This is a genomic window from Streptomyces sp. WAC06614, from assembly GCF_003949795.1.
Lineage (GTDB): Bacteria > Actinomycetota > Actinomycetes > Streptomycetales > Streptomycetaceae > Streptomyces.
Genome location: NZ_RPRY01000004.1, coordinates 41,667 through 65,953 on the forward strand (window position 1 = coordinate 41,667; position 24,287 = coordinate 65,953).

General features: G+C 72.6%; 16 protein-coding genes. 8 read left to right on the top strand and 8 right to left on the bottom strand.

Annotation, left to right across the window (positions count from 1 at the left end):
• Window positions 1-28: 28 nt before the first annotated feature.
• Window positions 29-1,267 (bottom strand): MFS transporter, encoded by a 1,239-nt coding sequence (locus tag EF918_RS01150; protein ID WP_125639077.1) that lies wholly within the window; start codon window positions 1,265-1,267, stop codon window positions 29-31.
• Window positions 1,268-1,335: 68 nt separating this feature from the next.
• Between EF918_RS01150 and EF918_RS01155 the strand changes: the two genes are divergently transcribed.
• The gene (locus EF918_RS01155) at window positions 1,336-1,857 is read left to right on the top strand and encodes a MarR family winged helix-turn-helix transcriptional regulator (protein ID WP_125639080.1); all 522 of its coding nucleotides are present in this window, start codon (window positions 1,336-1,338) and stop codon (window positions 1,855-1,857) included.
• On the opposite strand, the gene EF918_RS01160 is transcribed toward EF918_RS01155, so the two are convergent.
• On the bottom strand, window positions 1,854-3,323 hold the full coding sequence (locus tag EF918_RS01160) for a hypothetical protein (protein WP_260609685.1): 1,470 nt from the start codon (window positions 3,321-3,323) through the stop codon (window positions 1,854-1,856). The genes EF918_RS01155 and EF918_RS01160 overlap by 4 nt on opposite strands.
• 162 nt (window positions 3,324-3,485) lie before the next feature.
• Here EF918_RS01160 and EF918_RS01165 point away from each other — a divergent pair, with 162 nt between their 5' ends.
• On the top strand, window positions 3,486-4,025 hold the full coding sequence (locus EF918_RS01165; protein WP_125639083.1) for a WcaF family extracellular polysaccharide biosynthesis acetyltransferase: 540 nt from the start codon (window positions 3,486-3,488) through the stop codon (window positions 4,023-4,025).
• Window positions 4,022-5,146 carry a glycosyltransferase gene (locus tag EF918_RS01170; RefSeq protein WP_125639085.1) on the top strand — a complete coding sequence of 375 codons (1,125 nt, stop codon included), beginning with the start codon at window positions 4,022-4,024 and terminating at the stop codon, window positions 5,144-5,146. Before EF918_RS01165 ends, EF918_RS01170 begins: the two co-directional genes overlap by 4 nt.
• 48 nt (window positions 5,147-5,194) lie before the next feature.
• On the opposite strand, the gene EF918_RS01175 is transcribed toward EF918_RS01170, so the two are convergent.
• The 3 genes from EF918_RS01175 to gmd form a co-directional block, all read right to left on the bottom strand.
• Window positions 5,195-5,878 (bottom strand): hypothetical protein, encoded by a 684-nt coding sequence (locus tag EF918_RS01175; protein WP_125639088.1) that lies wholly within the window; start codon window positions 5,876-5,878, stop codon window positions 5,195-5,197.
• An 89-nt stretch (window positions 5,879-5,967) separates the two neighbouring features.
• A complete protein-coding gene (locus EF918_RS01180) occupies window positions 5,968-8,742 on the bottom strand; it encodes a DNRLRE domain-containing protein (protein WP_125639092.1) in 2,775 nt (924 codons plus the stop codon).
• A 132-nt stretch (window positions 8,743-8,874) separates the two neighbouring features.
• Window positions 8,875-9,888: a GDP-mannose 4,6-dehydratase gene (gene gmd / locus EF918_RS01185; RefSeq protein ID WP_125639095.1), complete on the bottom strand. Its 1,014-nt coding sequence runs from the start codon at window positions 9,886-9,888 to the stop codon at window positions 8,875-8,877.
• A gap of 294 nt (window positions 9,889-10,182) precedes the next feature.
• Here gmd and EF918_RS01190 point away from each other — a divergent pair, with 294 nt between their 5' ends.
• Entirely contained in the window at window positions 10,183-11,139 is a 957-nt protein-coding gene (locus EF918_RS01190) for a GDP-L-fucose synthase (protein ID WP_125639097.1), read from the top strand.
• Between the two features lie 19 nt (window positions 11,140-11,158).
• On the opposite strand, the gene EF918_RS01195 is transcribed toward EF918_RS01190, so the two are convergent.
• The gene (locus tag EF918_RS01195; protein WP_125639102.1) at window positions 11,159-12,634 is read right to left on the bottom strand and encodes a sugar transferase; all 1,476 of its coding nucleotides are present in this window, start codon (window positions 12,632-12,634) and stop codon (window positions 11,159-11,161) included.
• 394 nt (window positions 12,635-13,028) lie between these two features.
• Between EF918_RS01195 and EF918_RS01200 the strand changes: the two genes are divergently transcribed.
• Complete coding sequence (locus tag EF918_RS01200) at window positions 13,029-15,299, top strand: M4 family metallopeptidase (RefSeq protein ID WP_125639105.1); 2,271 nt, start codon at window positions 13,029-13,031, stop codon at window positions 15,297-15,299.
• A 110-nt stretch (window positions 15,300-15,409) separates the two neighbouring features.
• Here the strand turns inward: EF918_RS01200 and EF918_RS01205 are convergent, their stop codons facing one another.
• Entirely contained in the window at window positions 15,410-15,928 is a 519-nt protein-coding gene (locus EF918_RS01205) for a hypothetical protein (RefSeq protein WP_125639108.1), read from the bottom strand.
• A gap of 163 nt (window positions 15,929-16,091) precedes the next feature.
• Window positions 16,092-18,740, bottom strand: coding sequence for an alpha-glucan family phosphorylase (glgP, locus tag EF918_RS01210; protein ID WP_125639112.1), 2,649 nt, complete (start codon window positions 18,738-18,740; stop codon window positions 16,092-16,094).
• Window positions 18,741-19,219: 479 nt separating this feature from the next.
• Here glgP and EF918_RS01215 point away from each other — a divergent pair, with 479 nt between their 5' ends.
• From EF918_RS01215 to EF918_RS01225, 3 genes are all read left to right on the top strand, one after another.
• Window positions 19,220-21,214 carry an alpha-1,4-glucan--maltose-1-phosphate maltosyltransferase gene (locus EF918_RS01215; protein ID WP_185921546.1) on the top strand — a complete coding sequence of 665 codons (1,995 nt, stop codon included), beginning with the start codon at window positions 19,220-19,222 and terminating at the stop codon, window positions 21,212-21,214.
• On the top strand, window positions 21,211-22,905 hold the full coding sequence (gene treS / locus EF918_RS01220; RefSeq protein ID WP_125639115.1) for a maltose alpha-D-glucosyltransferase: 1,695 nt from the start codon (window positions 21,211-21,213) through the stop codon (window positions 22,903-22,905). The genes EF918_RS01215 and treS overlap by 4 nt, the downstream gene beginning before the upstream one ends.
• Before the next feature lie 153 nt (window positions 22,906-23,058).
• Window positions 23,059-24,287: hypothetical protein (locus EF918_RS01225; protein ID WP_125639118.1), on the top strand; the 1,229-nt coding region annotated here is incomplete at its 3' end.

The window sequence follows — 24,287 nt, forward strand, 5'->3', positions numbered from 1 at the left end:
CGCCCCCCTCGGTCCTGTGAGGGTCACATCATCGCAGGGCCGGGGCGTGCGTACGTTCCGGATCCGTACGGGCGTACGCCCGGACGTCCGGGAGCAGCAGGACGGCGAGATTGGCGACGGCCGTGAGCACGGCCCCCGCCAGCAGCGGCGCGGCCGTCCCGGTCGCGGCGGCGAGCGGGGCCGCCACGGCCAGGCCCAGCGGGCGGGCGGCGAAGGAGATGAGGGTGTCGAAGGCGCCGACCCGCCCGAGCGCCTCCACCGGAACCCGGCGCTGCAACGCGGTCTCCCACAGCGGGCTGAGCACGCCCAGCCCGAACATGGCGCAGAAGTACGCGCCTGCGGTCACGGCCAGCGGCAGCCGCAGCGCGAAGGCGGTCAGCGGCAGGGCCAGGGCGGCGGCGCCGAGGGCGACCCCGAGGAGCGGGCGGCGCAGGGGCAGCCGGCCGGCCGCCCACACCCCGGCGAGCAGTCCGGCGGTGCCGGTCTGGGCGACCACCACCCAGGACCGTTCGCCGCCCAGGCTCTCCACGGCGATCAGCGGGCCCAGCGTGAGCAGGAACCCGGCGGCGAGGTGCCAGACGCCGTGCGCGGCCACGTTGGCGAGGAACCAGGGGTGCCGCCGGGTCTCGGCCCAGCCGGCCCGCAGCTCGGCGAGGAACCCCGGGCGGGCGGCGGGCCGTTCGTCGGGCCGCGCGCCGGGCCGGTCGGCGGCGGTACGAGGCGACAGACCGCCGAGGGTGAACGCGGAGGCCACGAACAGCCCGGCCGTCAGTACCGAGGACCAGCCGGCGCCCAGGCCGAGCATCAGCGCACCCGCCGCAGCCGGCCCGGCGAACTGGGCGATCCCCTGGGCCACCCCGAGCCGGGCGTTGACCTTGAGGAGGTCCGCGGCCGGGACGACGCTGACCACCAGGGTCCGGGCGGAGGCCGTACCGAAGGCCACGGCGGCCCCGGTCACGGCGGCCAGCGCGGCCAGTTCCGCCACCCGGACCGGCCCGGTCAGCAGCAGGACGCCGGTGGCGAGCTGGGCGGCGGCCCGGACCAGGTCGGCGGCGAGCACCACCCGGCGGGCCGGGAACCGGTCGGCGACCACGCCCGCCACCGGCAGCAGGAGCAGCAGCGGCAGCAGCTCGCACGCGAGGACCAGGCCGAGGTCCGTGGCGGAGCCGGTACGGACCACGGCGAGGGTGAGGGTGGTGGGGATCAGCGCGCTGGCGAGCGCGGCGCAGGAACGGCCGGCGAGCAGCCGTCGGACGAGGGGTGGCATGAGGGCAAGATATTTCGGCACCGAATCATTCGTCAACGAATTACTCCGCCGACGGCGATAATGCCTCCATGGCAGCGGACAGCGACGGCACAGAGGACTCGGTCGACCGGCACATCGCCCGCTGGCACGGCAAGGCGCCCTTCGACGTGCCCACCGAAGAGGTCATCACCCGGATCCAGCTCCTCGCCAAGCACGTCCTCCAGGTCAAGGAGCAGGCCCTGGCCGAGACGGGTCTGCAGCTCTTCGAGTTCGAGACCCTGCACCGCCTGGCCGCCCGCGGCACCCCCTGGCGGGCCACCCCGTCCGAACTCGCCGCCGAGCTCCTGCTCTCCCCGGCCGGCATGACCGGCCGCCTCGACACCCTGGAGGCCTCCGGGCTGGTCCGCCGACTGCGCGCGGCCGAGGACCGGCGTCGCGTCGACGTCGAACTGACCGCCGAGGGCCACGCCCGCTGGTCGGCCGCGATGCGCCTGCGCGGCCTCGCCGAGAACGCGATGCTGACCCCCTTCGACCCCACCGAGACCGCCCACCTCTCGGCCCTGCTCAAGCGGATGCTGCTGCACGTGGAGACCCGCGGCGGGGCCCACTAGCGCAGCCTCGCCCCCGCGTCCGCGCGGTGGGTGGTGATCAGGGCCAGGCACAGGGCGGCGATGGCCACGCGGCCCGAGGCCTGGAGGAGCGGGCCTCGCAGGAGGATGAAGGAGTAGCCCGCCACCAGGGGGACCACCACCGAGATCAGGCTGCCCGGTGGGGTGCGGCGGGTGGCGCGTACGGCGTAGCGGCGGTCGACGCGGGCCGAGGCGTAGCCCAGGGCCAGCAGGCCCGCGCCCATGCCCAGGGGGCCGAAGTCGATCCACAGCTCGGCCCAGATCGGCGAGGACAGGTTGGTGTTGACCGTGCCCATCCACTCACCGATCATCACGCCCGTGTCCTTCGGCTTGTCCGGCCACACCGCGCGGGGCACCGCGAAGAGGACCGAGCCGGCCAGCTGGCGGCCGTAGGAGTGGCCCGCGCCGGACTCCACGTAGGTGATGGTGTTGGCGAACATGCCGATCTGGTCGTAGTCCTTGAGGGCCATCGGCTCCAGGAACGACGTGGTCTCCATCGGCTTGTAGTTCTTCTCGTCGTAGCGGAACCGGTCCGCGAACGGGAAGACCAGCAGGGCGACCACCACCGCCATCGACAGCGCCACGCGGTACATGGCCGCGCTCACCGGGAAGACCGCGAACAGCAGCGAGAACAGCACCGTCAGGAACCAGTAGCGGGGGTTCGAGACGGGGTTGTTGACGATCAGGTTGAGCAGCGCCAGCGCGCCCCACGTCAGGATCACCGACGGCTTGCGGCGGGCGTACGTGGACGTCACCAGCCAGCGCGTGTACAGCAGCAGGGCCAGCAGGGCCGGGACGGTGCCGAAGCCGCGCAGGAACGCCTGGCCGGCCTGGCCGTCGCCGTTGGAGACGCCGGCGTCCTGGATGCCGGCGATGATCTCCTGGCGGCTGCTGAAGAAGACCGCGGGGCCGCCCAGTTTGGCGATGAAGGCCCCGCTCGCCACGAAGGCCAGCGCCGTCAGGAGGTACAGCCGGCGCCGGTGCGTCATCAGTGGCCTGGGCTCCGCGGGCGGGCCGCCCGCGCGGCCCGCGGGGCGGTGCCGGGCCAGCAGGACGCCGATGTCGAACGCGCCGCAGCCGAGCAGCACCAGCGCGATCGCCCAGGTGAGGTCGGAGCGCGGCCCGACCACCGGGGTCGGGACCTGGCCGAGGACGGCCTGGGCGAGCGGGGCCACGCCCATGGCCATGTAGACGAACAGCCAGAAGGAGCCCTGGAGGAGCTTGCGCCGGCTGGTCAGCACCATCGCCGACAGCCGCGCGCCCGCGTACATCGTCAGGGCCAACTGGAGCCAGAACGGCGCGTCGTGCGCACCGGCGCCCGGCTGGACGGCGACGACCAGCGGGAGGAAGACGGTGAAGCCCAATGCCAGCGGGACCGACAGGGCCCGGGACAGCAGGGTGCGCGGGGAGGTGACGCGGCCCCACAGGGACTCGTCCTCCTGCGGCAGGAGTGCTCCCGGGGGGCGCCGCCGCGCGGGGTCGGTCCGTGGGCCGCGTACGTCCGTTGCCACTCCAGCCCCCACCCCTGTGCGTCGTCCGCGCGCAGTCTAGTCTGGGCCCACGGCGCCGGGGGAGGCGCCGCCGACGGGGTGGACGCGAGGGGGTGCTCGGTGCGTGATCTTCCCGCCTTCACGCTGGCCGGCTACGACAAGGGTCGCGGCCTGCTGACCCAGGCGCTGTGGTTCGCCGTGCTGAACCTGCTGTTCATGGCCTGGTTCTGCCCGGCCCGGGTGCGGGTGGCCCTGCTGCGGGCCTTCGGCGCGCAGATCGGCGAAGGGGTGCTGATCCGGCACCGGGTGCGCGTGCTGTGGCCGTGGAAGCTGACGGTCGGCGACCACACCTGGATCGGCGAGGGCGCCTGGCTGCTGAACCTGGAGCCGGTGACGATCGGATCGCACGTGTGCGTGTCGCAGGAGGCGCTGCTGTGCACCGGCTCGCACGACCACCGGGCCGCCGACTTCCGCTACCGCAACGCCCCGATCACCGTCGAGGACGGCGCCTGGGTGGCCGTACGGTCCACCGTGCTGGCCGGGGTCACCGTGGGCCGGCACGCCGTGGTCGGCGCCGGCGCGGTCGTCCACCGGGACCTGCCCGAACTCACCCTGCAGACCGCCGACGGCACCCGCCGGCCCGTGGAGGAGCCGAAGTGAAGGTCCTGCACGCCGTCACCCTGCACTCCACCAGCCATGCCTTCGGCGGGCCGGTGCGGGTGGCGCTGAACCTGGCCACGGGCCTGCGCGGGCGGGGCCACGAGGCGTCGCTGCTGGCGCTCGGCGAGGGCTTCGGGGACCCCTGGCCCACCGAGGTCGAGGGGGTGCCCGCCCGGCTCTTCCCGGCCCGCCGGCTGCTCCCGCTGGGCTTCAGCGGGATGACCTCGCCCACCCTGCTGGCCACCGCGGGCCGGCTGGTGCGCGGCGCCGACCTGGTGCACGTCCATCTGGCCCGCGACCTGGTGACGCTCCCGGTGGCGCTGGCGGCGCTGCGCGCCGGCAAGCCGCTGGTGCTCCAGACCCACGGCATGGTCGACCCGAGCGGGAAGGCGCTGGCCAAGGTGCTCGACGCGGTGGCGGTGCGCCGGCTGCTGCGCGGGGCGGGGGCGGTGCTGTACCTGACGCCGCACGAGAAGGCCGGGCTGGACGCGGTCGTGGGAGGCGAGCCGCTGGCCAACACCGTGCACCTGGTCAACGGGGTCCCCGCGCAGGAGGAGCGCCCGGCGCCGGCCGGGCCGCCGCGGATCCTGTACTCGGCCCGGTTGCAGGCCCGTAAGCGGCCGGTGGACTTCGTCCGTGCCGCGTCCCTGGTGCGGCAGCGGTTCCCGGAGGCCCGGTACGTCCTGGCGGGACCGGACGAGGGCGAGTCCGGGGCGGTCGCGCACGAGGTGGACACCCTGCGGCTGGCCGACCGGCTGACCGTGCCGGGGGCGTTGACGAGCGAGCAGGTGCAGGCCGAGCTGCGCCGGGCGCACGTGTACGTGCTGCCCTCGGTGGACGAGCCGTTCCCGATGTCGGTGCTGGAGGCGCTGGCGGTGGGTGTTCCGGTGGTGGTCACCCGGTCCAACGGGCTGGCCCGTGCCGTGGCCGGGTCGGGCGCCGGGCGGGTCGTGGAGCCGGGCCCGGCCGGGGTGGCCGCAGGGGTGCTGGAGCTGCTGGACGAGGACGCGAACCGGGCCGCGTCGGTGGCGGCCCGGAAGCTGGCCGCGGAGGCGTACGCGATGGACGCGGTGGTCGACGCGCTCCTCACCGTCTACGGCCGACTGACCGACGGCGCCTGACGGCCGGCGCGTGACCGGCCGGCGCCGACGCCCGCCGGCTGCGTCCCGTTACGCCGGGATCCAGGCGTAGCACCCGTTCGACTGGAACTCCGTCGTCCCCGAGGGAACGGTGGCGGTGATGCGGGTGCCCTGCTGCGGCGGGGTCTCCGGGCCGGAGGCCAGGATCGCGCCGTCCTTGCCGCGGGCCTGCCAGGTGCAGGCGGTGCTCTGGGTCAGCGCCCGGTACGTGCCCGGGGCCGGGGTCGTGCGGACGCCGTCGCCGAAGCCCTTCGCGGCCACGTCCAGCAGCGGCTTCTGCTCGGGGCACAGGTAGGTGACCGCGTCCTTGGCGCCCTTGATCTCGCCGGAGACGATGGCCGCGGTCGCCGCGTCCTTGTCCCGCTTGGCCGTGCGCCGGATCCGTTCGCAGGACTCCTGGCCGGCCTGCAGGACCGCGGCGGGGTCCATCTGCTCCGGTACGCGCCCGCTGAGGTACTTCTTCTCGTTGTCCTTGAAGCTGCCCGTCCGCGGGGTGAGCTTGGCGTCCGGCAGCACCGGCCCGGTGGGCCCGGCGTCGGGCGCGGTGCTCGGCGCGGGCGTGGTGTCCGCCGGGTCCGGGGCGGCCGACGCGGCCGGCGGCTTGGCCTGGGCCGTGCCGCCCGTCCCGTTGCCCTCCTTGCCCGAGCTGCTGCACGCGCTCAGGGTCAGGGCGGCGGCCAGCAGGACGGCGGCGGTCGCCGGGCGTCGGTACATCACGGGCTCCCAGGGGACGGGTACGGGGGTTGCGGGGCCGGCGGGTGCCGGGCGGGGAGCGACGCGCCCCGCCCGGCACCCCCGGGGGGCTACTTCTGGCCGAACGTGAGGACCAGCTGCGGAGTGCCCTCCGCCGCGGAGGCCTCGGACGACCACAGCCACAGCGGGTCGGTGCCCGTGCTGGTCAGCGCCATGCTGTAGCTGGTGCCCAGCGCCGCGGAGAGGGCGGCGGTGTCCAGGTCGACGGTGTGGACCGCCGAGCCGTCCGGGACGCCCGCGAGCGAACCGAGCGCGGTCGTGCCCAGGGTGGGCTTGGTGTTGAACGTCGTGCCCGCGCCGCTCCAGGTGCCGGTGACCGGGACCACGGTGACGGTGTCGGCCGTGCCGGCGCCCGCCTGGGTGGTGGTCTTGACCTGCAGCGAGGCCGACTTCAGGACCTGACCGGCGGGGGCCGCCGGGAGGCTGAAGCGCAGGTACGTCTCGTACGCCGAGGTGCCGCGCACCGCGAGCGAGGAGGACGTGCCGTACGCGGTGGCGGGGGCACCCTGGTTGATGTAGGTGTCCTCGGTCGCGTTCACCTCGGTGACCGTGTCGACGGGGGCCTTGGCCAGGGTGAAGTGGTTCTGGACCTGTGCCTGGGTGAGGGCCGTCGGGTAGACGGCGGTCTCGTCGAGCTGGCCGGCGAAGAAGCTGCTGGTCGGGCGGTTCGGCCAGTTGGCCAGGGTGTCGCCGCCGACGTGCCAGTAGCCGGCGTAGGACGCGGAACCGGTGACGTTGGAGCTGTCCTTCTTCTGGCCGTCGACGTAGAGCGCCATGCCGGACGGGCCCTGGGTGGCGACGACGTGGTGCCACTTGTTGTCGTTGTACGTGTCGAACAGACCGGTGGTGACGACCTTGAACCCGCCGCTGTACACGCCGAAGGCGAGACGGCCGGTGTTGGTCATGTAGATCTGCTTGTCGTACGAGACGCTGTTGCGGGTGGTGTTGTCACCGAACCCGATCAGCTTGCCGCCGCGGGTGGTGCTGGTCCTGAACCAGGTCTCCAGGGTGTAGCTGCTGCCGACGGTCTGCCGGCGGTCGCTGTGCACCTGCTGGTTGCTGCCGTTGAAGCCCATCGCGGTGCTGGAGCCGGTGACGGCGCCGGGGGTCTGGCGCAGGGCCGGGGTGTTGATCTGGACGCCGCTGGTGTTGCCGGCCGAGGAGTCGGCGACGTACGGGCTGGTGGCGTCGTCGTAGCGCCAGTAGAGCTGGGCGCCGTCGGTACGGACCTGCTGGGCGTACGCCTGCACGGTGGTCGGCACGGTCACCGAGGCCGTCGCGGACAGGGCGCTGGTGTTGCCGGCCCCGTCGGTCGCGGTCACCCGGTAGGTGTACGACTGGCCGGCCTTGACGGTGGTGTCCGTCCAGGAGGCCTGCGGGCGCTGCCAGTCCAGGGACTCCGCCTCGACGGTGGCCACCGGGGTGGCCGCGCCGTTGCGGTAGACCTTGTACGTCAGCTTGCTGTCGTCGAGGTCGAGGCTGGTGCGCCAGCGGACCTGGACCTCGCCGGGCTTGACGCTGGCGGCGCTCACGGACGGGGTGGTCGGGGCGCCGACGTCGCCGGTGGAGGCGAAGCGGGTCAGGGCCTGCTGCGGGGCGCCGTTGACGGTGGTGAACTCACCGCCGACCCAGAGGTACTTCGCGCCGTCCTTCTCGGCGACCTCCATCACGCGCGGGCCGATGCCCTCGCCGAGGCCGTCGTTGGTGTCGGGCAGCCAGCCGAGCTTGCCCGGGCCGCGCACGAAGCCGTCCACCGGTGCCGGGGCGGCGCCCTTGTGGTCGGTGGGCTGGGCCAGCAGGTGGTGGCGGCGGCCGTCGCCGAACTCCAGCTCGGTGGAGCAGTCGTGGGCGTGCGAGGAGCTGTAGAGGACTCCGTCGTACGGCAGCACGGACTGGGTGGCGCCCAGGCAGCGGTCGCGCCACTTCTCGGTGAAGTCGGTGAGGTTCAGGCCGATGCGGCCGTCGAAGACGCCGCCGCCCGAGCCCTCGTTGGCGGTGTAGAAGCCGGTGGCGTCGGTGGCGATGTCCTTGACGACCGAGTTCGAGGGGATGGTGGTGTAGCTCTTCTTCAGGGCGCCGGTGGCCGCGTCCACGACCGCGAGGGCGTGGGTGTCGGAGCCGTTGACGGTGAAGAAGTCGCCGCCCAGCAGGACGTTCTTGCCGTCCGGGGTGACCTCGACGGCCCGGCCGGGCTCGTCGGCGTTGGCCACGAACGGCCTGACGGCGCCGGTGGCGGCGTCGACCGCGGCGAAGCGCTCGCGGGTCTGGCCGTCGACGGCGTTGAAGTCGCCGGCCGCGTAGAGCGTGTCACCGGTGACGGCGAGGCCGCGGACGGTGGCGGGGAAGCCGGGGTGGAAGTCCGCCTTCGGGGTGCAGCTGGCGATGTCGATCGCGGCGACGCTGCTGACCGGGGTGCCGTTGACGGCGCCGAAGTAGCCGCCCGCGTAGAGGGTCTTCTGGTCCTTGGAGACGGCCAGGGCGCGCACGGTGGCGGTGCCCTCGCCGATGGTGAAGGACAGCTTGCAGTCCGTGGGGGCACCCGTCGCGGCGTCCAGCGCCACGAAGTTCACCGCTTCCTGCCCGGTGCCGGCGCCGCCCTCCGGCGGGCGGACGTTCGAGAAGGTGCCACCGGCGAAGACGGTGCCGCCCGTCTGGGCCAGTGCCCAGACGATCCCGTCGGGCTGCCAGGTCGGCAGGGAGTCGGCGGTGAACGCCACCGGCGGCGTGAGCGCGGACGCCTGCGGCATCAGCACGACTCCGAGGCCGGCGCCGGCGCCCGCCACGGACAGGACGAGGGCAGCAGTCAGCCCTCTGGATCTACGCATGAACCCCCCAGGGCATCGCCCGGTTCGAATGGCTGGAATTCTCCGAACAGCCTTGCACAATGGTGCGGTTTGCCCCGGTCGCGCCCGAGTGGGATGACCGGGACATGGCACATCGCAGGGAAAATATACGGCCTAGCGATCGATGCGCACCGAGGCTCCGGCGAGCTGGTCCTCGACCTGCCGGATGTCGGCGTCGGTCATGATCCGGGCCAGTTCGTCGACCAGGACCGTCGGCTTCCAGCCGAGCAGCTCCTGCGCCTTGCTGCTGTCACCGATGAGGGCGTCGACCTCGCTGGGGCGCTCGTACTTGGCGTCGTACCGCACGTGCTCGGTCCAGTCGAGCCCGGCGTGCCCGAAGGAGGCCTCGACGAACTCCCGCACGGTGGCGGCGACCCCGGTGGCGACCACGTAGTCGGTGGGCTCGTCCTGCTGGAGCATGCGCCACATGGCGTCCACGTACTCGGGGGCGTAGCCCCAGTCGCGCACGGCGTCGAGGTTGCCGAGGTAGAGCTTGTCCTGGAGGCCGGCCTTGATGCGGGCGACGGCACGGGTGATCTTGCGGGTCACGAAGGTCTCGCCGCGGCGCGGGGACTCGTGGTTGAAGAGGATGCCGTTGACCGCGAACATGTCGTAGGCCTCGCGGTAGTTGACCGTGGCCCAGTAGGCGAAGACCTTGGCCGCGCCGTAGGGGCTGCGCGGGTGGAAGGGCGTCTGCTCGTTCTGCGGCGGCGGCGTCGCGCCGAACATCTCCGAGGAGGAGGCCTGGTAGATCCGGGTGTCCACCCCGCTGGCCTTGATGGCCTCCAGCAGCCGCAGCGCGCCGAGGCCGGTCACGTCGCCCGTGTAGAGGGGGGCGTCGAAGGAGACGCGGACATGGGACTGGGCGCCGAGGTTGTAGACCTCGTCGGGGCGGATGTCGCGCAGCAGGTTGACCAGGGCGACGCCGTCGGAGAGGTCGGCGTGGTGCAGCACGAAGGACCGGTCGACGGTCTGGGGGTCCTGGTAGACGTGGTCGATCCGCTCGGTGTTGAAGCTGGACGAGCGCCGCACGAGCCCGTGCACCGTGTAGCCCTTGGAGAGCAGGAGCTCGGCGAGGTAGGAGCCGTCCTGTCCGGTGACTCCGGTGATGAGTGCGGTCTTGCCCATGGGGTCCCCCTGATGGTCGTTGCTGGTCGGTGGAACGGTGGTGCGCCATGCCCTGGCAGGGGGTCCTGCCGGTCCGGCCCGACGCGGCGGCCGACGCCGTGACACCCGGCCGGGTCGGGGCCGGGCCCGACCGGAGCGGACGGGTTCCCGCATCGTACGCGCGTTCCCCGGTACGTCCGTTCCGGGGTGGCCGGGGTGCGCGGCGCGGGCGGCGCCCGCGCGGCCGGGCCGCCGGTGGCCCGGAAGCGCGGTCCTCCCCCGCGGCCGCCGCGGCGGTTTGGCATCATCGCCGGTATGACGAATCCGAATGAGCTCCTGCCCCCGCGTGCCCGGATCTTCGTGGCCGGCCACCGTGGCCTCGTCGGGTCGGCGGTCGTGCGCCGGCTCACCGCCGACGGACACGAGGTGCTGACCCGGGGCCGCGCGGAGCTCGACCTGCGGGACGCCGCCGCGACCGCGGCGTACCTGGCGGACGTCCGGCCCGACGCGGTGGTGCTGGCCGCCGCCAAGGTCGGCGGGATCATGGCCAACAGCACCTACCCGGTGCAGTTCCTGGAGGACAACCTCCGGATCCAGCTCAGCGTCGTCGCGGGGGCGCACGCCGCCGGGGTGGCCCGGCTGCTGTTCCTCGGCTCCTCCTGCATCTACCCCAAGCACGCGCCGCAGCCCATCACCGAGGACGCGCTGCTGACCGGTCCGCTGGAGCCGACCAACGAGGCGTACGCGCTCGCCAAGATCGCCGGCATCGTCCAGGTCCAGTCGTACCGCAAGCAGTACGGCGCCTCGTACATCTCGGCGATGCCCACCAATCTCTACGGTCCCGGCGACAACTTCGACCTGGAGACCTCGCACGTCCTGCCGGCCCTGATCCGCCGCTTCCACGAGGCGGCGGCCGAGGGCCGCGAGGAAGTGACCCTGTGGGGCAGCGGCACCCCGCGCCGGGAGTTCCTGCACGTGGACGACCTGGCGTCGGCCTGTGCGGTGCTGCTCGCCGGCTACGACGGCGACGAGCCGGTGAACATCGGCTGCGGCGAGGACCTGACCATCCGGGAACTGGCCGAGACGGTGGCCGAGGTCACCGGCTTCCGCGGCCGGCTCGCCTGGGACACCGGCAAGCCGGACGGCACCCCGCGCAAGCTGCTGGACGTGACCCGGCTGACGTCGCTGGGCTGGAAGCCCGCGGTACCGCTGCGCGACGGCATCGCGGCCACCTACCGCTGGTGGCTGGACCAGCGTGCCGGGCAGAGCTGAACCCACCTGACCGTGCTCCCTAGTACGCTCCGCGCCCGTCCACGACGGCGCGGAACGTACGGGCCACGACGTCGACATCGCTGGTGAAGGACCAGTTGTCGACGTAGCTCAGGTCCAGCTGAATCGTTTCGTCCCAGGACAGGTCCGAGCGTCCGCTGATCTGCCACAGGCCCGTCATCCCCGGCCGTACGGTCAGCCGGCGCAGGGCGACCTCGTCGTACTGGGCCACCTCCTCCGGCAGCGGCGGGCGCGGGCCGACCAGGGACATGTCCCCGGCCAGGACGTTGAAGAGCTGCGGCAGTTCGTCCAGCGAGGTGCGGCGCAGCAGGCGGCCGACCCGGGTGACGCGCGGGTCGCGGCGCATCTTGAACATCAGGCCGTCGTGCTCGTTGGCACCGGCCAGCTCGGCCTTGCGCCGGTCGGCGTCGACCACCATGGTGCGGAACTTCCACATGACGAACGGCTGCCCGTCCCGGCCGATCCGGCGCTGCCGGTAGAAGGCGGGGCCGCGCGAGCCCAGCCGGATCGTGAGGGCCAGGCCCAGCAGGAGCGGGGAGAGCAGCACGATGCCGGCCGCGGCCCCGGTGCGGTCCAGCACCGACTTGAGCACGGGCTGGAGGCCCCGGCGCACCGGGGGCGCCACGCGCAGCACGGCGAGCCCGCCGGCCGAGAGGGTCTCCAGCCGCTTGACCGAGACGTCCACCAGGCCGGGGAAGACGGCCAGTTCCCGTCCGGCGTCGTGCAGGGCCCAGGCGACCCGGCGCAGCCGCTCCCCCGCGAACCGGGCGCCCGGTGCGACGAGCACCAGGTCGGCGTGGTGGCTGCGGACCGCGCCGAGCACGGCCGCGCAGTCCCCCGAGGGGACCTCGGGACCCGCGGCGTCGAGCCGGGCGGCGACGGGCACCCCGCTGTCGAGGGTGCCGGGGCCGACCGGGACGACGCCGACGACGACGTACGGGTGGTCGGTACGGGCGGCCAGGTGGCCGATGACCTCCTCGGCCGCTCCCGGTTCGCCGATCACCAGCACCCGGCTGACCGCCTGTGCCTCGCGCCGGGCCGCCGACAGGTGGCGGTAGGTCAGCTTCCGCACGGCCAGCGTGACCAGCAGCGCGGGCACGAGCGCGCCGAGGGCGGCCAGCCGGGGCGTGCTCTCGCCGGTGGCGGCGCGGGCCACGGCCAGGACACCGATCAGAATCAGCCAGTCGTGGAGCACGGGCAGGACGCCCCGGGACTCCCCGAGGGCCCGGCGGTCGTAGCGGTGGCGCACCGCCTGCACGCCGAGCCAGGCGACGGCGGCGCCGGCCGCGCAGGACCAGGGGTGCGCCTGCTGAGCTGCCCCGAAGACGAGTCCGACCGGAACGCCTGCGCCGACGAGGTCGGCGACGAGCGCCGCCGGCAGGTACCAGCGGGCCTTGTCGCCGAGCCGGCACAGCAGCCCGGTCCCGCGGATGGCCCCTCCGGCCACGCTTTGCGCAGGAAAACGGACATGCCTCATGAGCCCCCCTGGCACCTGGTCATAGGTCAGTGGCGCCTGCCCGTGGCTTCCCCTGGCGACGGGCGTCCGACGCACCGGGAAACAGTACGACAAACGTCCGTTCGTTCAGCACGGTTTGCCCGAACGAAGTCTCGCGTTGCCCAAGCGTTAGCAACCGGCACCCGGCGCTCCCGCCGCCGCTCCCGCGACCCCTGCACGCCCCTGCCACACGAAGGTGAAGAGTCCGTATAGCGGACGCGTCTGATCGGACAACGAACCAAATCCGGCCAATCATTTGACGCGGCCCTGACATTGCACGCCGGAGCTGGCACTGTTCGATCCGCACTGCGCACAGCCCTGTTCTGCCCGGCGGCCTACCCAGCCGACCGGAACCCCCCTGCAGAAGGAGTCTGCGTTGAGTCCCACCCCCCAGCGGCGTGCCACCGCGGCCGGCGCACTCATCGCCGCGGCCGCACTGCTCGCCGTAGGTGTCCAGGGCGGTACCGCCGCGGCCGACGCCACCGCGTCCCAGGCCCCCGCGGCCGCCCGTTCGAACCCGGGTGCCGCCCCGTACAAGCTCAGCCCCTCGGAGCGTGCGACGCTCCTCACCGAGGCCAACTCCACGACGGCGCAGGCGGCTCGTGCGCTCGGGCTCGGCGACCAGGAGAAGCTGGTCGTCCGCGACGTGGTCAAGGACGCCGACGGCACCACCCACACCACGTACGAGCGGACCTACGCCGGTCTGCCCGTGCTGGGCGGTGACCTCACCGTGCACGCCAAGGACGGCGTGACCCGCAGCGTGACCAAGGCGACGCAGGCCGACATCAAGGTGGACACCACCGACGCCTCCGTCACCCCGGCCGCGGCCGAGAACCAGGCGGTCGGCGCCGCCTCCGCCGAGGGCTCCAAGGAGTCCAAGGCCCAGCAGGGCGCCCGCAAGGTGATCTGGGCCGCCGAGGGCACGCCGGTCCTCGCCTACGAGACCGTGGTCGGCGGGCTCCAGGACGACGGCACCCCGAGCAAGCTGCACGTGATCACGAACGCCCGGACCGGCGCGAAGATCACCCAGTGGCAGTCCGTGCAGACGGGCACCGGCAACACCCAGTACAGCGGCCAGGTGACCATCGGCTCCACGCAGTCGGGCAGCACCTACAACCTGACCGACGCCGGGCGGGGCGGGCACAAGACGTACAACCTCAACCACGGTTCGTCCGGCACCGGCACGCTGTTCAGCGGCCCGGACGACATCTGGGGCAACGGCAGCCCCGCCAACGCGGAGACCGCCGGCGCCGACGCCGCCTACGGTGCCCAGCTCACCTGGGACTACTACAAGAACGTGCACGGCCGCAACGGCCTGCGCAACGACGGTGTGGCCCCGTACTCCCGGGTCCACTACGGCAACGCCTACGTCAACGCGTTCTGGGACGACTCCTGCTTCTGCATGACCTACGGTGACGGCTCGGGCAACAACAAGCCGCTCACCTCGATCGACGTCGCCGCGCACGAGATGACCCACGGTCTGACCTCGGTCACCGGCAACATGACGTACAGCGGTGAGCCCGGCGGTCTGAACGAGGCCACCTCCGACATCATGGCCGCCGCGGTCGAGTTCTGGGCGAACAGCCCCCAGGACGTCGGTGACTACCTCGTCGGCGAGAAGATCGACATCAACGGCGACGGCACCCCGCTGCGCTACATGGACAAGCCGAGCAAGGACGGCTCCTCCAAGGACGCCTGGTACTCCGGCCTCGGCGGCATCGACGTCCACTACTCCTCGGGCCCGGCCAACCACTGGTTCTACCTGGCCTCCGAGGGCTCCGGCGCCAAGGTCATCAACGGCGTGAGCTACGACTCGCCGACCTCGGACGGCCTGCCCGTCACCGCCATCGGCCGGGACGCCGCCGCGAAGATCTGGTTCCGCGCCCTGACCGTCGGCTACTTCAAGTCGAACACCAACTACGCGGCCGCCCGTACGGCGACCCTCCAGGCCGCGGCCGACCTCTACGGCCAGGGCTCGGTGACGTACAACAACGCCGCCAACGCCTGGGCGGCCATCAACGTCGGCCCGCGCGTGGTCCAGGGCGTCACGGTCACCAGCCCCGGCAACCAGAACACGGTCACCGGCAGCGCCGTGAACCTCCAGATCCAGGCCAGCAGCACCAACCCGGGTGCCCTGACCTACTCGGCCACCGGTCTGCCGACCGGGCTGTCGATCAACTCCTCCACGGGTCTGATCACCGGCACCGCGAACACCGCGGGCACGTACAACGTGACCGTGACCGTCCGCGACTCGGCCAACCAGACCGGTACGGCGTCGTTCACCTGGACCGTCGGCACCACGCAGCCGAACGTCTTCGAGAACACGAACGACTACCAGATCCCGGACAGCGGCCAGGCCGAGTCCCCGATCACGGTGACCCGTTCCGGCAACGCGCCGAGCACCCTGAAGGTGGACGTCAACATCGTCCACACCTACCGCGGTGACCTCCAGATCGACCTGGTCGCCCCCGACGGGTCGGCCTACCGGCTGAAGAACTCCTCCGCCTCGGACTCCGCCGACAACGTGGTGGCCACCTACACCGTCAACGCCTCCTCCGAGGTCGCCAACGGTGTGTGGAAGCTGCGGGTGAAGGACGTGTACGCGGCCGACACCGGCTACATCAACAGCTGGAAGCTCACGTTCTAGCAGCGTGACGCGGTTACCGGCGGCATGACGCGGGGCCGCCCGGGGAGTGACCCTCCCCGGGCGGCCCTGTTCCATGCCGGCCTGCGGCGTGCGCCGGCCGAAGACCTACGTCAGTCGATGGCGCGGAAGATGGTGGCGAACACGTCCGCCTCCTCCTCCTGCCGGTCGGACGCGTCGACCATGTCGGCCGACTCCTCCATGGCCGGGTCGGCGGGGGCCTCGGCCTGGTCCTGCTCGTCGGCCGGGCGGGAGGTGTCGGGCGCGATGCCGGGCTCGGCGGCCTCCTTGCGGTCCGCCTCGAAGACGACCGCGACGGCGTTGACGTCGTCGTGCCGCTCGCCCGGGCCGGCCACCGCACGCGGCTCACCCTCGCAACCGGGGTTGTCGAAGAGCAGCGCGACGGCGTCGGTGTCGTTGGCCACCGCCACGGCCGGGGCGGTGGCGGAGGCGTGCTGGAGCTGGAGGCAGCGGTCGTTCTCGAACTGCCGCAGCTGCGCGGCCTGCTCCTTGCCGTCCTTGTCGACGACGGTGTAGTTGAAGCCGTCGCCGTCGGCCATCGCCTGGGCGGCGGTGGGCAGGACGAGTGCGAGGGCCCCGGCGAAGGCGGCCGCGGTGGTGCGAAGGCGCATGAGGGTGTCCGTTCTTCCACGTCGTGATGCCGGTCCGGTTGGCATCCCCGAGGGAGCGTAGGAGCGCGCCTTTCTGCCGAAACCTTTCACCACACCTGGCCGCGGCCAGGTTCACCCGGTCGTCCCCGGCCGGGGGTCCTTCCGCGGCCGGGGACGCGGCCGATCAGCGCAGCAGGACGCCCGGTCCGGCGCCCGCGCCGGTGACCGGCGGGGTGGCCACCAGCCCCAGTTCGGCGGGTCCGGCCAGCAGGGGGTGGGAGGGCAGGATGCGCACGGTGTAGCCGAACGGCCCGGTCCGGTCCAGGGCGAGCGGGCCCTCGTACAGCCAGCGGCCCTCCAGGTCCGGCCCCGCGGCCGGCTTGAGCGGGAAGGTGCGGGCGTCGCGGATGACGTCCTCGGCGTCCACCGTGCCCGCCACGGCCTGCACCTCGATGTCCTCGGGGGCGAGGCGGTCGAGCGCGACCTGCACGCGCAGGGTCAAGGTGGCGCCGAGTTCGGCGGTGCCGTTGACCGGGGTGGCCGCCAGCGCCTCGACGTGGCCGACGCCGACCCCCGGCCAGCAGGAGCGGACCCGGGCCTTCCATTCCGCGAGGTCCCGGGCGGCCGCCGGGTCCAGGGCGCGGTGCGCCGCGGCGGCCGGGGTGTACAGACGCTCCACGTACTCGCGCACCATCCTGCCCGCCAGCACCTTGGGCCCCAGCGAGACCAGGGTGCGCCGGACCATCTCGATCCACCGCACGGGCAGTGCACCGCGTCCGGAACGGTCGTAGAACCGCGGGGTGACGTGCTGTTCCAGCAGCTCGTACAGGGCGGCGGCCTCCAGGTCGTCACGCCGTTCCTCGTCGGTGGCGGCGCCGTCGGCGGTCGGGATGGCCCAGCCGAAGTCGGGCTCGAACCACTCGTCCCACCAGCCGTCCAGCACCGAGAGGTTGAGGCAGCCGTTGAGGGCGGCCTTCATCCCGCTGGTGCCGCAGGCCTCCAGTGGGCGCAGGGGGTTGTTCAGCCAGACGTCGCAGCCGGGGTAGAGCTTCTGCGCCATCGCCATGCCGTAGTCCGGCAGGAACACGATCCGGTGCCGTACGGCCGGGTCGTCGGCGAACCGGACCAGCTCCTGCACCAGCCGCTTGCCCCCGTCGTCCGCCGGGTGGGCCTTGCCGGCGACCACGATCTGGACGGGCCGCTCGGGGTCCAGCAGCAGTCGGCGCAGCCGCTCGGGGTCGCGCAGCATCAGCGTGAGCCGCTTGTACGAGGGGACGCGGCGGGCGAAGCCGATGGTGAGCACGTCCGGGTCGAGGACGGAGTCCACCCAGCCCAGTTCCGCGGCGCCCGCGCCGCGCTGGCGCCAGGAGGCGCGCAGCCGGGCGCGTACCTCCGTCACGAGCTGCTCGCGCAGGGCCCGGCGCAGCTCCCACACGTCCTGGTCGGGGATCTCGGCGACGGCGTCCCAGCGCGGGGAGCCGCCCACCGACAGGGCGTCCTCGGTGCGCCCGGCGCCGATCTGGCGGGCGCCGAGCCGCATCACCTCGGGCGCGACCCAGGTGGGGGCGTGCACCCCGTTGGTGACGGAGGTGATGGGGATGTCCGCGGGGTCGAAGCCGGGCCAGAGCCCGGCGAACATCTCGCGGGAGACGGCCCCGTGGAGGGTGGAGACGCCGTTGGCGCGCTGGGCCAGGCGCAGGCCCATCACGGCCATGTTGAAGACGCCCGGGTCGCCGCCGGGGTAGGTCTCGGCGCCGAGTCCGAGGATCCGGTCGACGGGCAGGCCCGGCAGTTCCGCGCCCTCGCCGAAGTGCCGGGCGACGAGTCCGCGCTCGAAGCGGTCGATGCCGGCGGGGACGGGGGTGTGCGTGGTGAACAGGGTGCCGGCCCGGACGGCTTCGACGGCGGCGTCGAAGTCGAGCCCGTGCTCCCCGGCGAGTTCCCTCATGCGTTCCAGTCCGAGGAACCCGGCGTGTCCCTCGTTGGTGTGGAACACCTCGGGCGCGGGATGACCCGTCAGGGCGCAGTACGTGCGGACGGCGCGCACCCCGCCGATGCCCAGCAGCATCTCCTGGAGCAGCCGGTGGTCGCTGCCGCCGCCGTAGAGCCGGTCGGTCACCTCGCGGGCGCCGGCGTCGTTGTCCTCGACGTCGGAGTCGAGCAGCAGCAGCGGGACCCGGCCGACGCGGACCTGCCAGACGTGGGCGTGCAGGGCCCGGCCGCCGGGCAGCGCCAGGGTGACGCGGGCCGCGGTGCCGTCCTCGGCGCGCAGCAGGGAGACGGGCAGTTCGTTGGGGTCGAGGACCGGGTAGTGCTCCTGCTGCCAGCCGTCGCGGGACAGGGACTGGCGGAAGTAGCCGTGCCGGTAGAGCAGTCCCACGCCGATCAGCGGGACGCCGAGGTCGCTGGCGGCCTTGAGGTGGTCGCCGGCCAGGATGCCCAGTCCGCCGGAGTACTGGGGAAGGGCGGCGGTGATGCCGAACTCGGGCGAGAAGTAGGCGATGGAGGCGGGCGGCGGGGTGGGGGCGCCGGGAGCGTGCGCCTGGTACCACCTCTCCCCGTTCAGGTAGTCGTCGAGCTCGGCGGCCGCGGCGGCGAGGCGGCGCAGGAACCTCCGATCGGTGGCGAGATCTTCGAGGCGGGTGGCGGACACGGATCCGAGGAGCCGGACGGGATCGCCTCCGGCGGCCTGCCATCCCTCGGGATCTACGGACTGGAAGAGTTCGCGGGTTTCCACGTGCCACGACCAGCGGAGGTTCCGGGCGAGGTCGGCGAGTGGCAGCAAGGGTCCCGGCAGGACGGGGCGCACGGTGAATCGACGGATAGCCTTCACGTGTTCCACCTTCGCAGGGGCGACGGATCAAAAGCGGGCGCACCACGCTGGGCGCCCACGCATCACCCCCGGAAGGCTAGCGGCGGCGCGGAGCGGCTGCCACGGCGTCTCCAGCTGGTTCCGAGCCGATTCCGCTCGTCACTCTTTACGGGCTTTGGCGTTCAAGTGACTTGACGAAGCCTGAGTGATTGTCGGGCCGACGCCGACCCTTGTGTAGTCGACTACGTACGAGTAGTTAACCAAGCGCGCGGATTGCCCGGGACGGGAGTGGGAAGGGCTCCCCGCGTACCCGAGTACGGCGCACACGCCCCCCACCTCTCCCCGCCACCCGAGTGAACGCGGACAGGAGCGGCCATGCCCGCAGCGCAGCCGTCCACGGAGCGGCTAGAAACAGAGCGAACAGAGCATGCCCCACCGGCCGGACCTCCGGCCGGAGTGTTGTCACCGAGCCCTGCGAACTGCCCCCAGGTGATCCCATCATGATCGGTCGCATTCCCGTGCTGGACGTCCGCCCTGCCGTCGACTGCGGCGTCAGACCCGCGAAGGCGGTGGTGGACGAGGTCTTCGAGATCTCGGCCACCGTGTTCCGCGAGGGCCACGAAGCCGTGGCCGCCCATGTCGTGCTGCGCGACCCCAGCGGCCGGGCCCGGCCCGGGATCCCGCTGCGCGAGCTGGCCCCCGGCACCGACCGGTGGGGGGCGCGGGTCAGCCTGGACATGGAGGGGCGGTGGACGTACACCGTCGAGGCGTGGAGCGATCCGGTCGCCACGTGGCGGGCCGCCGCCAGGATCAAGATCCCGGCCGGCATCGACACCGAGCTGGTGCTGCTGGAGGGGGCCGAGCTCTACGAGCGGGCGGCGGCCAAGATCCCGAAGAAGGACGGCCGGGAGGCCGTGCTGGCCGCCGCCGACGCGATGCGCGACGAGGACAGGCCGGCGCAGTCGCGGCTGGAGGCCGCGCTCGCCGCCCCGGTGGACGCGGCCTTCGCCCGCAAGCCGTACCGGGAGCTGGTGACCGCCGCGAAGGCGCTGCCGCTGCTGGTGGAGCGCAAGCGGGCGCTGTTCGGCTCGTGGTACGAGTTCTTCCCGCGGTCGGAGGGGGCCGTGGTGGAGGAGGGCCGGCCGCCGGTGAGCGGGACCTTCCGGACCGCCGCGGAGCGGCTGACGGCCATCGCCGCGATGGGCTTCGACGTCGTCTACCTGCCGCCGATCCACCCGATCGGGACCACGTACCGCAAGGGCGCCAACAACACCTTGTCGGCGGGGAGTTGGGACCCTGGCGTGCCGTGGGCGATCGGTTCGCCGGAGGGCGGCCACGACGCGGTCCACCCCGACCTCGGCACCCTGGAGGACTTCGACCACTTCGTGCGGCGGGCCCGGGAGCTGCGCCTGGAGGTGGCTCTGGACTTCGCCCTGCAGTGCTCGCCCGACCACCCGTGGGTGGAGAAGCACCCGGAGTGGTTCCGGCACCGGGCCGACGGCACCATCGCGTACGCCGAGAACCCGCCGAAGAAGTACCAGGACATCTATCCGCTCCACTTCGACGCCGACATGGCCGGGATCGTGCAGGAGACGGTCCGGGTGCTGCGCCACTGGATGGAGCACGGGGTGCGGATCTTCCGGGTGGACAATCCGCACACCAAGCCGGTGGTCTTCTGGGAGAAGGTGATCGGCGAGATCAACCGGACCGACCCGGACGTGATCTTCCTGGCGGAGGCCTTCACCCGGCCCGCCATGATGCGGACCCTGGCCGCGATCGGCTTCCAGCAGTCGTACACGTACTTCACCTGGCGCAACACCAAGCAGGAGCTGACCGAGTACCTGACCGAGCTGTCGGGCCCGGTGTCGGCCGCCGCGATGCGCCCGAACTTCTTCGTCAACACCCCGGACATCCTGCACGCCTACCTCCAGCAGGGCGGCCGCCCCGCCTTCGAGGTCCGGGCCGTCCTCGCCGCCACCCTCTCCCCGACCTGGGGCATCTACGCCGGCTACGAGCTGTGCGAGAACACCCCGCTGCGGGAGGGCTCCGAGGAGTACCTGGACTCGGAGAAGTACCAGTTCAAGCCGCGGGACTGGGCGGCGGCGGACCGCGAGGGCCGCACCATCGCCCCGCTGATCACCCAGCTCAACCGGCTGCGCCGGCGCAACCCGGCGCTCCAGCAGCTGCGCGACCTCCATTTCCACCGGACCGACAACGACCAGGTGATCGCCTATTCGAAGCAGAGCGGAAGCAATTCCGTACTGGTGGTCGTCAACCTCGATCCGCACCACACCCAGGAGGCGACGGTCTCGTTGGACATGCCGGTACTCGGCCTCGACTGGCACGGGTCCCTCGCAGTGCGCGACGAGCTCACCGGCGAGACCTATCACTGGGGCAGGGCGAACTACGTGCGACTGGAGCCGGGCCGCAGCCCGGCGCACGTGCTGGCCGCTCTGCGACCGTCCCCGCCCAACGGAGGGTCACCCACCACATGATGATCAACGATCCCGTTCCCGACACGTTCGAGGACACCCCCGCCAAGGACCGCGATCCCGACTGGTTCAAGCGGGCGGTGTTCTACGAGGTCCTCGTCCGCTCCTTCCACGACAGCAACGGAGACGGCGTCGGCGACCTGAGGGGCCTGACGGCCAAGCTGGACTATCTCCAGTGGCTGGGCGTCGACTGCCTGTGGCTGCCGCCGTTCTTCGCGTCGCCGCTGCGCGACGGCGGCTACGACGTCGCCGACTACACCTCGGTGCTGCCCGAGTTCGGCGACCTCGCCGACTTCGTGGAGTTCGTGGACGCCGCCCACCAGCGCGGCATGCGGGTGATCATCGACTTCGTGATGAACCACACGAGCGACCAGCACGAGTGGTTCCAGCAGTCCCGCAAGGACCCGGACGGGCCGTACGGCGACTACTACATGTGGGCCGACAACGACAAGCAGTACCAGGACGCCCGCATCATCTTTGTCGACACGGAGACCTCGAACTGGACGTACGACCCGGTGCGCAAGCAGTACTACTGGCACCGGTTCTTCTCCCACCAGCCGGACCTCAACTACGAGAACCCGGCCGTCCAGGAGGAGATCATCTCGGCCCTGCGCTTCTGGCTGGACCTCGGCATCGACGGGTTCCGGCTGGACGCGGTGCCGTACCTGTTCGCCGAGGAGGGCACCAACTGCGAGAACCTCCCCCGGACCCACAGCTTCCTCAAGCGGGTCCGGGCCGAGATCGACGCGCACTACCCGGACACGGTGCTGCTCGCCGAGGCCAACCAGTGGCCCGAGGACGTGGTCGACTACTTCGGCGACTACGCCCGCGGCGGCGACGAGTGCCACATGGCGTTCCACTTCCCGGTGATGCCGCGCATCTTCATGGCGGTGCGAAGAGAGTCGCGCTACCCGGTCTCCGAGATCCTCGCCAAGACCCCGCAGATCCCCGAGCGCTGCCAGTGGGGCATCTTCCTGCGCAACCACGACGAGCTCACCCTCGAAATGGTCACGGACGAAGAGCGGGACTACATGTACGCCGAGTACGCCAAGGACCCGCGGATGCGGGCCAACATCGGCATCCGGCGCCGGCTCGCCCCGCTCCTCGACAACGACCGGCACCAGATCGAGCTGTTCACCGCCCTGCTGCTGTCCCTGCCCGGCTCGCCGATCCTGTACTACGGCGACGAGATCGGCATGGGCGACAACATCTGGCTCGGCGACCGCGACGGGGTGCGCACCCCGATGCAGTGGACCCCGGACCGCAACGCCGGTTTCTCCTCGTGCGATCCGGGCAGGCTGAACCTGCCGGTCATCATGGACCCGGTCTACGGGTACCAGGTCACCAACGTCGAGGCCGCGATGTCCTCGCCCTCCTCGCTGCTGCACTGGACCCGGCGGCTGATCGAGGTCCGCAAGGCCAACCCGGCCTTCGGTCTCGGCTCGTACACCGAACTGCCCTCGTCGAACCCGGCCGTGCTCGCGTTCCTGCGCGAGTACGGGGACGACCTCGTGCTGTGCGTGCACAACTTCTCGCGCTTCGCGCAGCCGACCGAGCTCGACCTGCGGTCGTTCAACGGGCGGGTCCCGGTCGAGCTCACGGGTGACGTGCGCTTCCCGCCGATCGGCGAGTGGCCGTACCTGCTGACGCTGGCGGGACACGGCTTCTACTGGTTCCGGTTGCGGACCGAGTAGCCACGCGTACGGGCGGGCGGCCGCATGCGGTCCGGTCCCGCCCGGTACGGGGACGAACTCTCCGCGCCCCCCACTCACACACCGGAGAAGCAACTGCCGCGATCCGGGACACTCTGCGCATTCACGGACGGCCCGGGGAAAGGACGCGACGCCATGTCGGAGGCTGCATCCACCGGGACGACCGGCACCACGGGAACCGCCGCCGGACGGGCCGGGACCGCCGTGCTCGGCCCGCTGGAGCCGATGCTGCGGGCCTGGCTGCCCGCCCAGCGATGGTTCGCGGGGAAGGGCCGGGACATCCGCACGCTCCGGCTGATCTCTGCGGCCGAGCTCCTGCCGCCGGGCTCCTCCCCCGGCCTGCTCCACCTGCTCCTCGACGTGGACGGCGACTGCTACCAGCTGCTGCTGGGCCTGCGCACCGGGCTGCCCCCGGCCCTCGCGCCGGCCCTGATCGGCCGCGCCGAGCAGGGCCCGTACGCCGGTCACGTCGTCTACGAGGGCCTGGGCGACCCACGGCTGGCGGCCCTGCTGCTGGAACGATTGCGTGCCCCGGGCACCCTGGGCCCGCTGCGCTTCGACCGGGACCCGCTGGCCCTGATCCCGGCCGGGCTCCAGGCCCGCCCGCTGTCGGGGGAGCAGACCAACTCCTCGCTGATCTACGGGGACGCGTACATCCTCAAGGTCTTCCGCAGAGTCGGGCCCGGGGTCAACCCGGACCTGGAACTCCCCCGGGCCCTGGCCGCCGCCGGCTGTGCCCGCGTCCCGGCACCGGTGGCCTGGTACGAGGCCGCGCTGCCCGCGGGCGAACCGCTGACCCTGGGCGTGCTCCAGCCGTACCTGCGCGGCTCCGACGACGGCTGGCAGCTGGCCCTGCGCCGGCTGGGCTCGGGCAGCGACTTCACCGCCGAGGCGCACGCGCTGGGCCGGGCCACCGCCGAGGTGCACAGCGCGCTCGCGGCGGCGCTGCCGGTGCTGGCGCTCGGGCCCGAGCAGACGGCCCGGCTCGCGGCCGGGATGACCGCCCGGCTGGCCGCCACGGTCCGCGAGGTGCCGGCCCTGCGCCCGTACGAGGCGGGCCTGCGGCAGGCCTTCGACGCACTGGCGGCCGCCCGGGGGCTGACCGTGTGCGCCCAGCGCATCCACGGCGACCTGCACCTGGGCCAGACCCTGCGCACCGCCGACGGGAGCTGGGCGCTGATCGACTTCGAGGGGGAGCCGGCCCGGCCGCTGGCCGACCGGCGCCGCCCCGAACCGGCCGTCCGCGAGCGGCACGCCCGGCAGCCACGGCACCGGCAACGGCAACGGCACGGGCAACGGCAACAGCAACGGTGCCACCGGCAGTGCCACCCCCAACGGCGACCAGGGCGGCCAGAGCCAGGGGC

Bases quoted from the DNA above. Each gene is read 5' to 3' on its own strand.
- EF918_RS01205 (WP_125639108.1), bottom strand. From the start codon at position 15,928: ATGCGCCTTCGCACCACCGCGGCCGCCTTCGCCGGGGCCCTCGCACTC.
- EF918_RS01175 (WP_125639088.1), bottom strand. From the start codon at position 5,878: ATGTACCGACGCCCGGCGACCGCCGCCGTCCTGCTGGCCGCCGCCCTG.
- EF918_RS01190 (WP_125639097.1), top strand. From the start codon at position 10,183: ATGACGAATCCGAATGAGCTCCTGCCCCCGCGTGCCCGGATCTTCGTG.
- gmd (WP_125639095.1), bottom strand. From the start codon at position 9,888: ATGGGCAAGACCGCACTCATCACCGGAGTCACCGGACAGGACGGCTCC.
- EF918_RS01195 (WP_125639102.1), bottom strand. From the start codon at position 12,634: ATGAGGCATGTCCGTTTTCCTGCGCAAAGCGTGGCCGGAGGGGCCATC.
- EF918_RS01215 (WP_185921546.1), top strand. From the start codon at position 19,220: ATGATCGGTCGCATTCCCGTGCTGGACGTCCGCCCTGCCGTCGACTGC.
- EF918_RS01180 (WP_125639092.1), bottom strand. From the start codon at position 8,742: ATGCGTAGATCCAGAGGGCTGACTGCTGCCCTCGTCCTGTCCGTGGCG.
- EF918_RS01150 (WP_125639077.1), bottom strand. From the start codon at position 1,267: ATGCCACCCCTCGTCCGACGGCTGCTCGCCGGCCGTTCCTGCGCCGCG.
- treS (WP_125639115.1), top strand. From the start codon at position 21,211: ATGATGATCAACGATCCCGTTCCCGACACGTTCGAGGACACCCCCGCC.
- EF918_RS01155 (WP_125639080.1), top strand. From the start codon at position 1,336: ATGGCAGCGGACAGCGACGGCACAGAGGACTCGGTCGACCGGCACATC.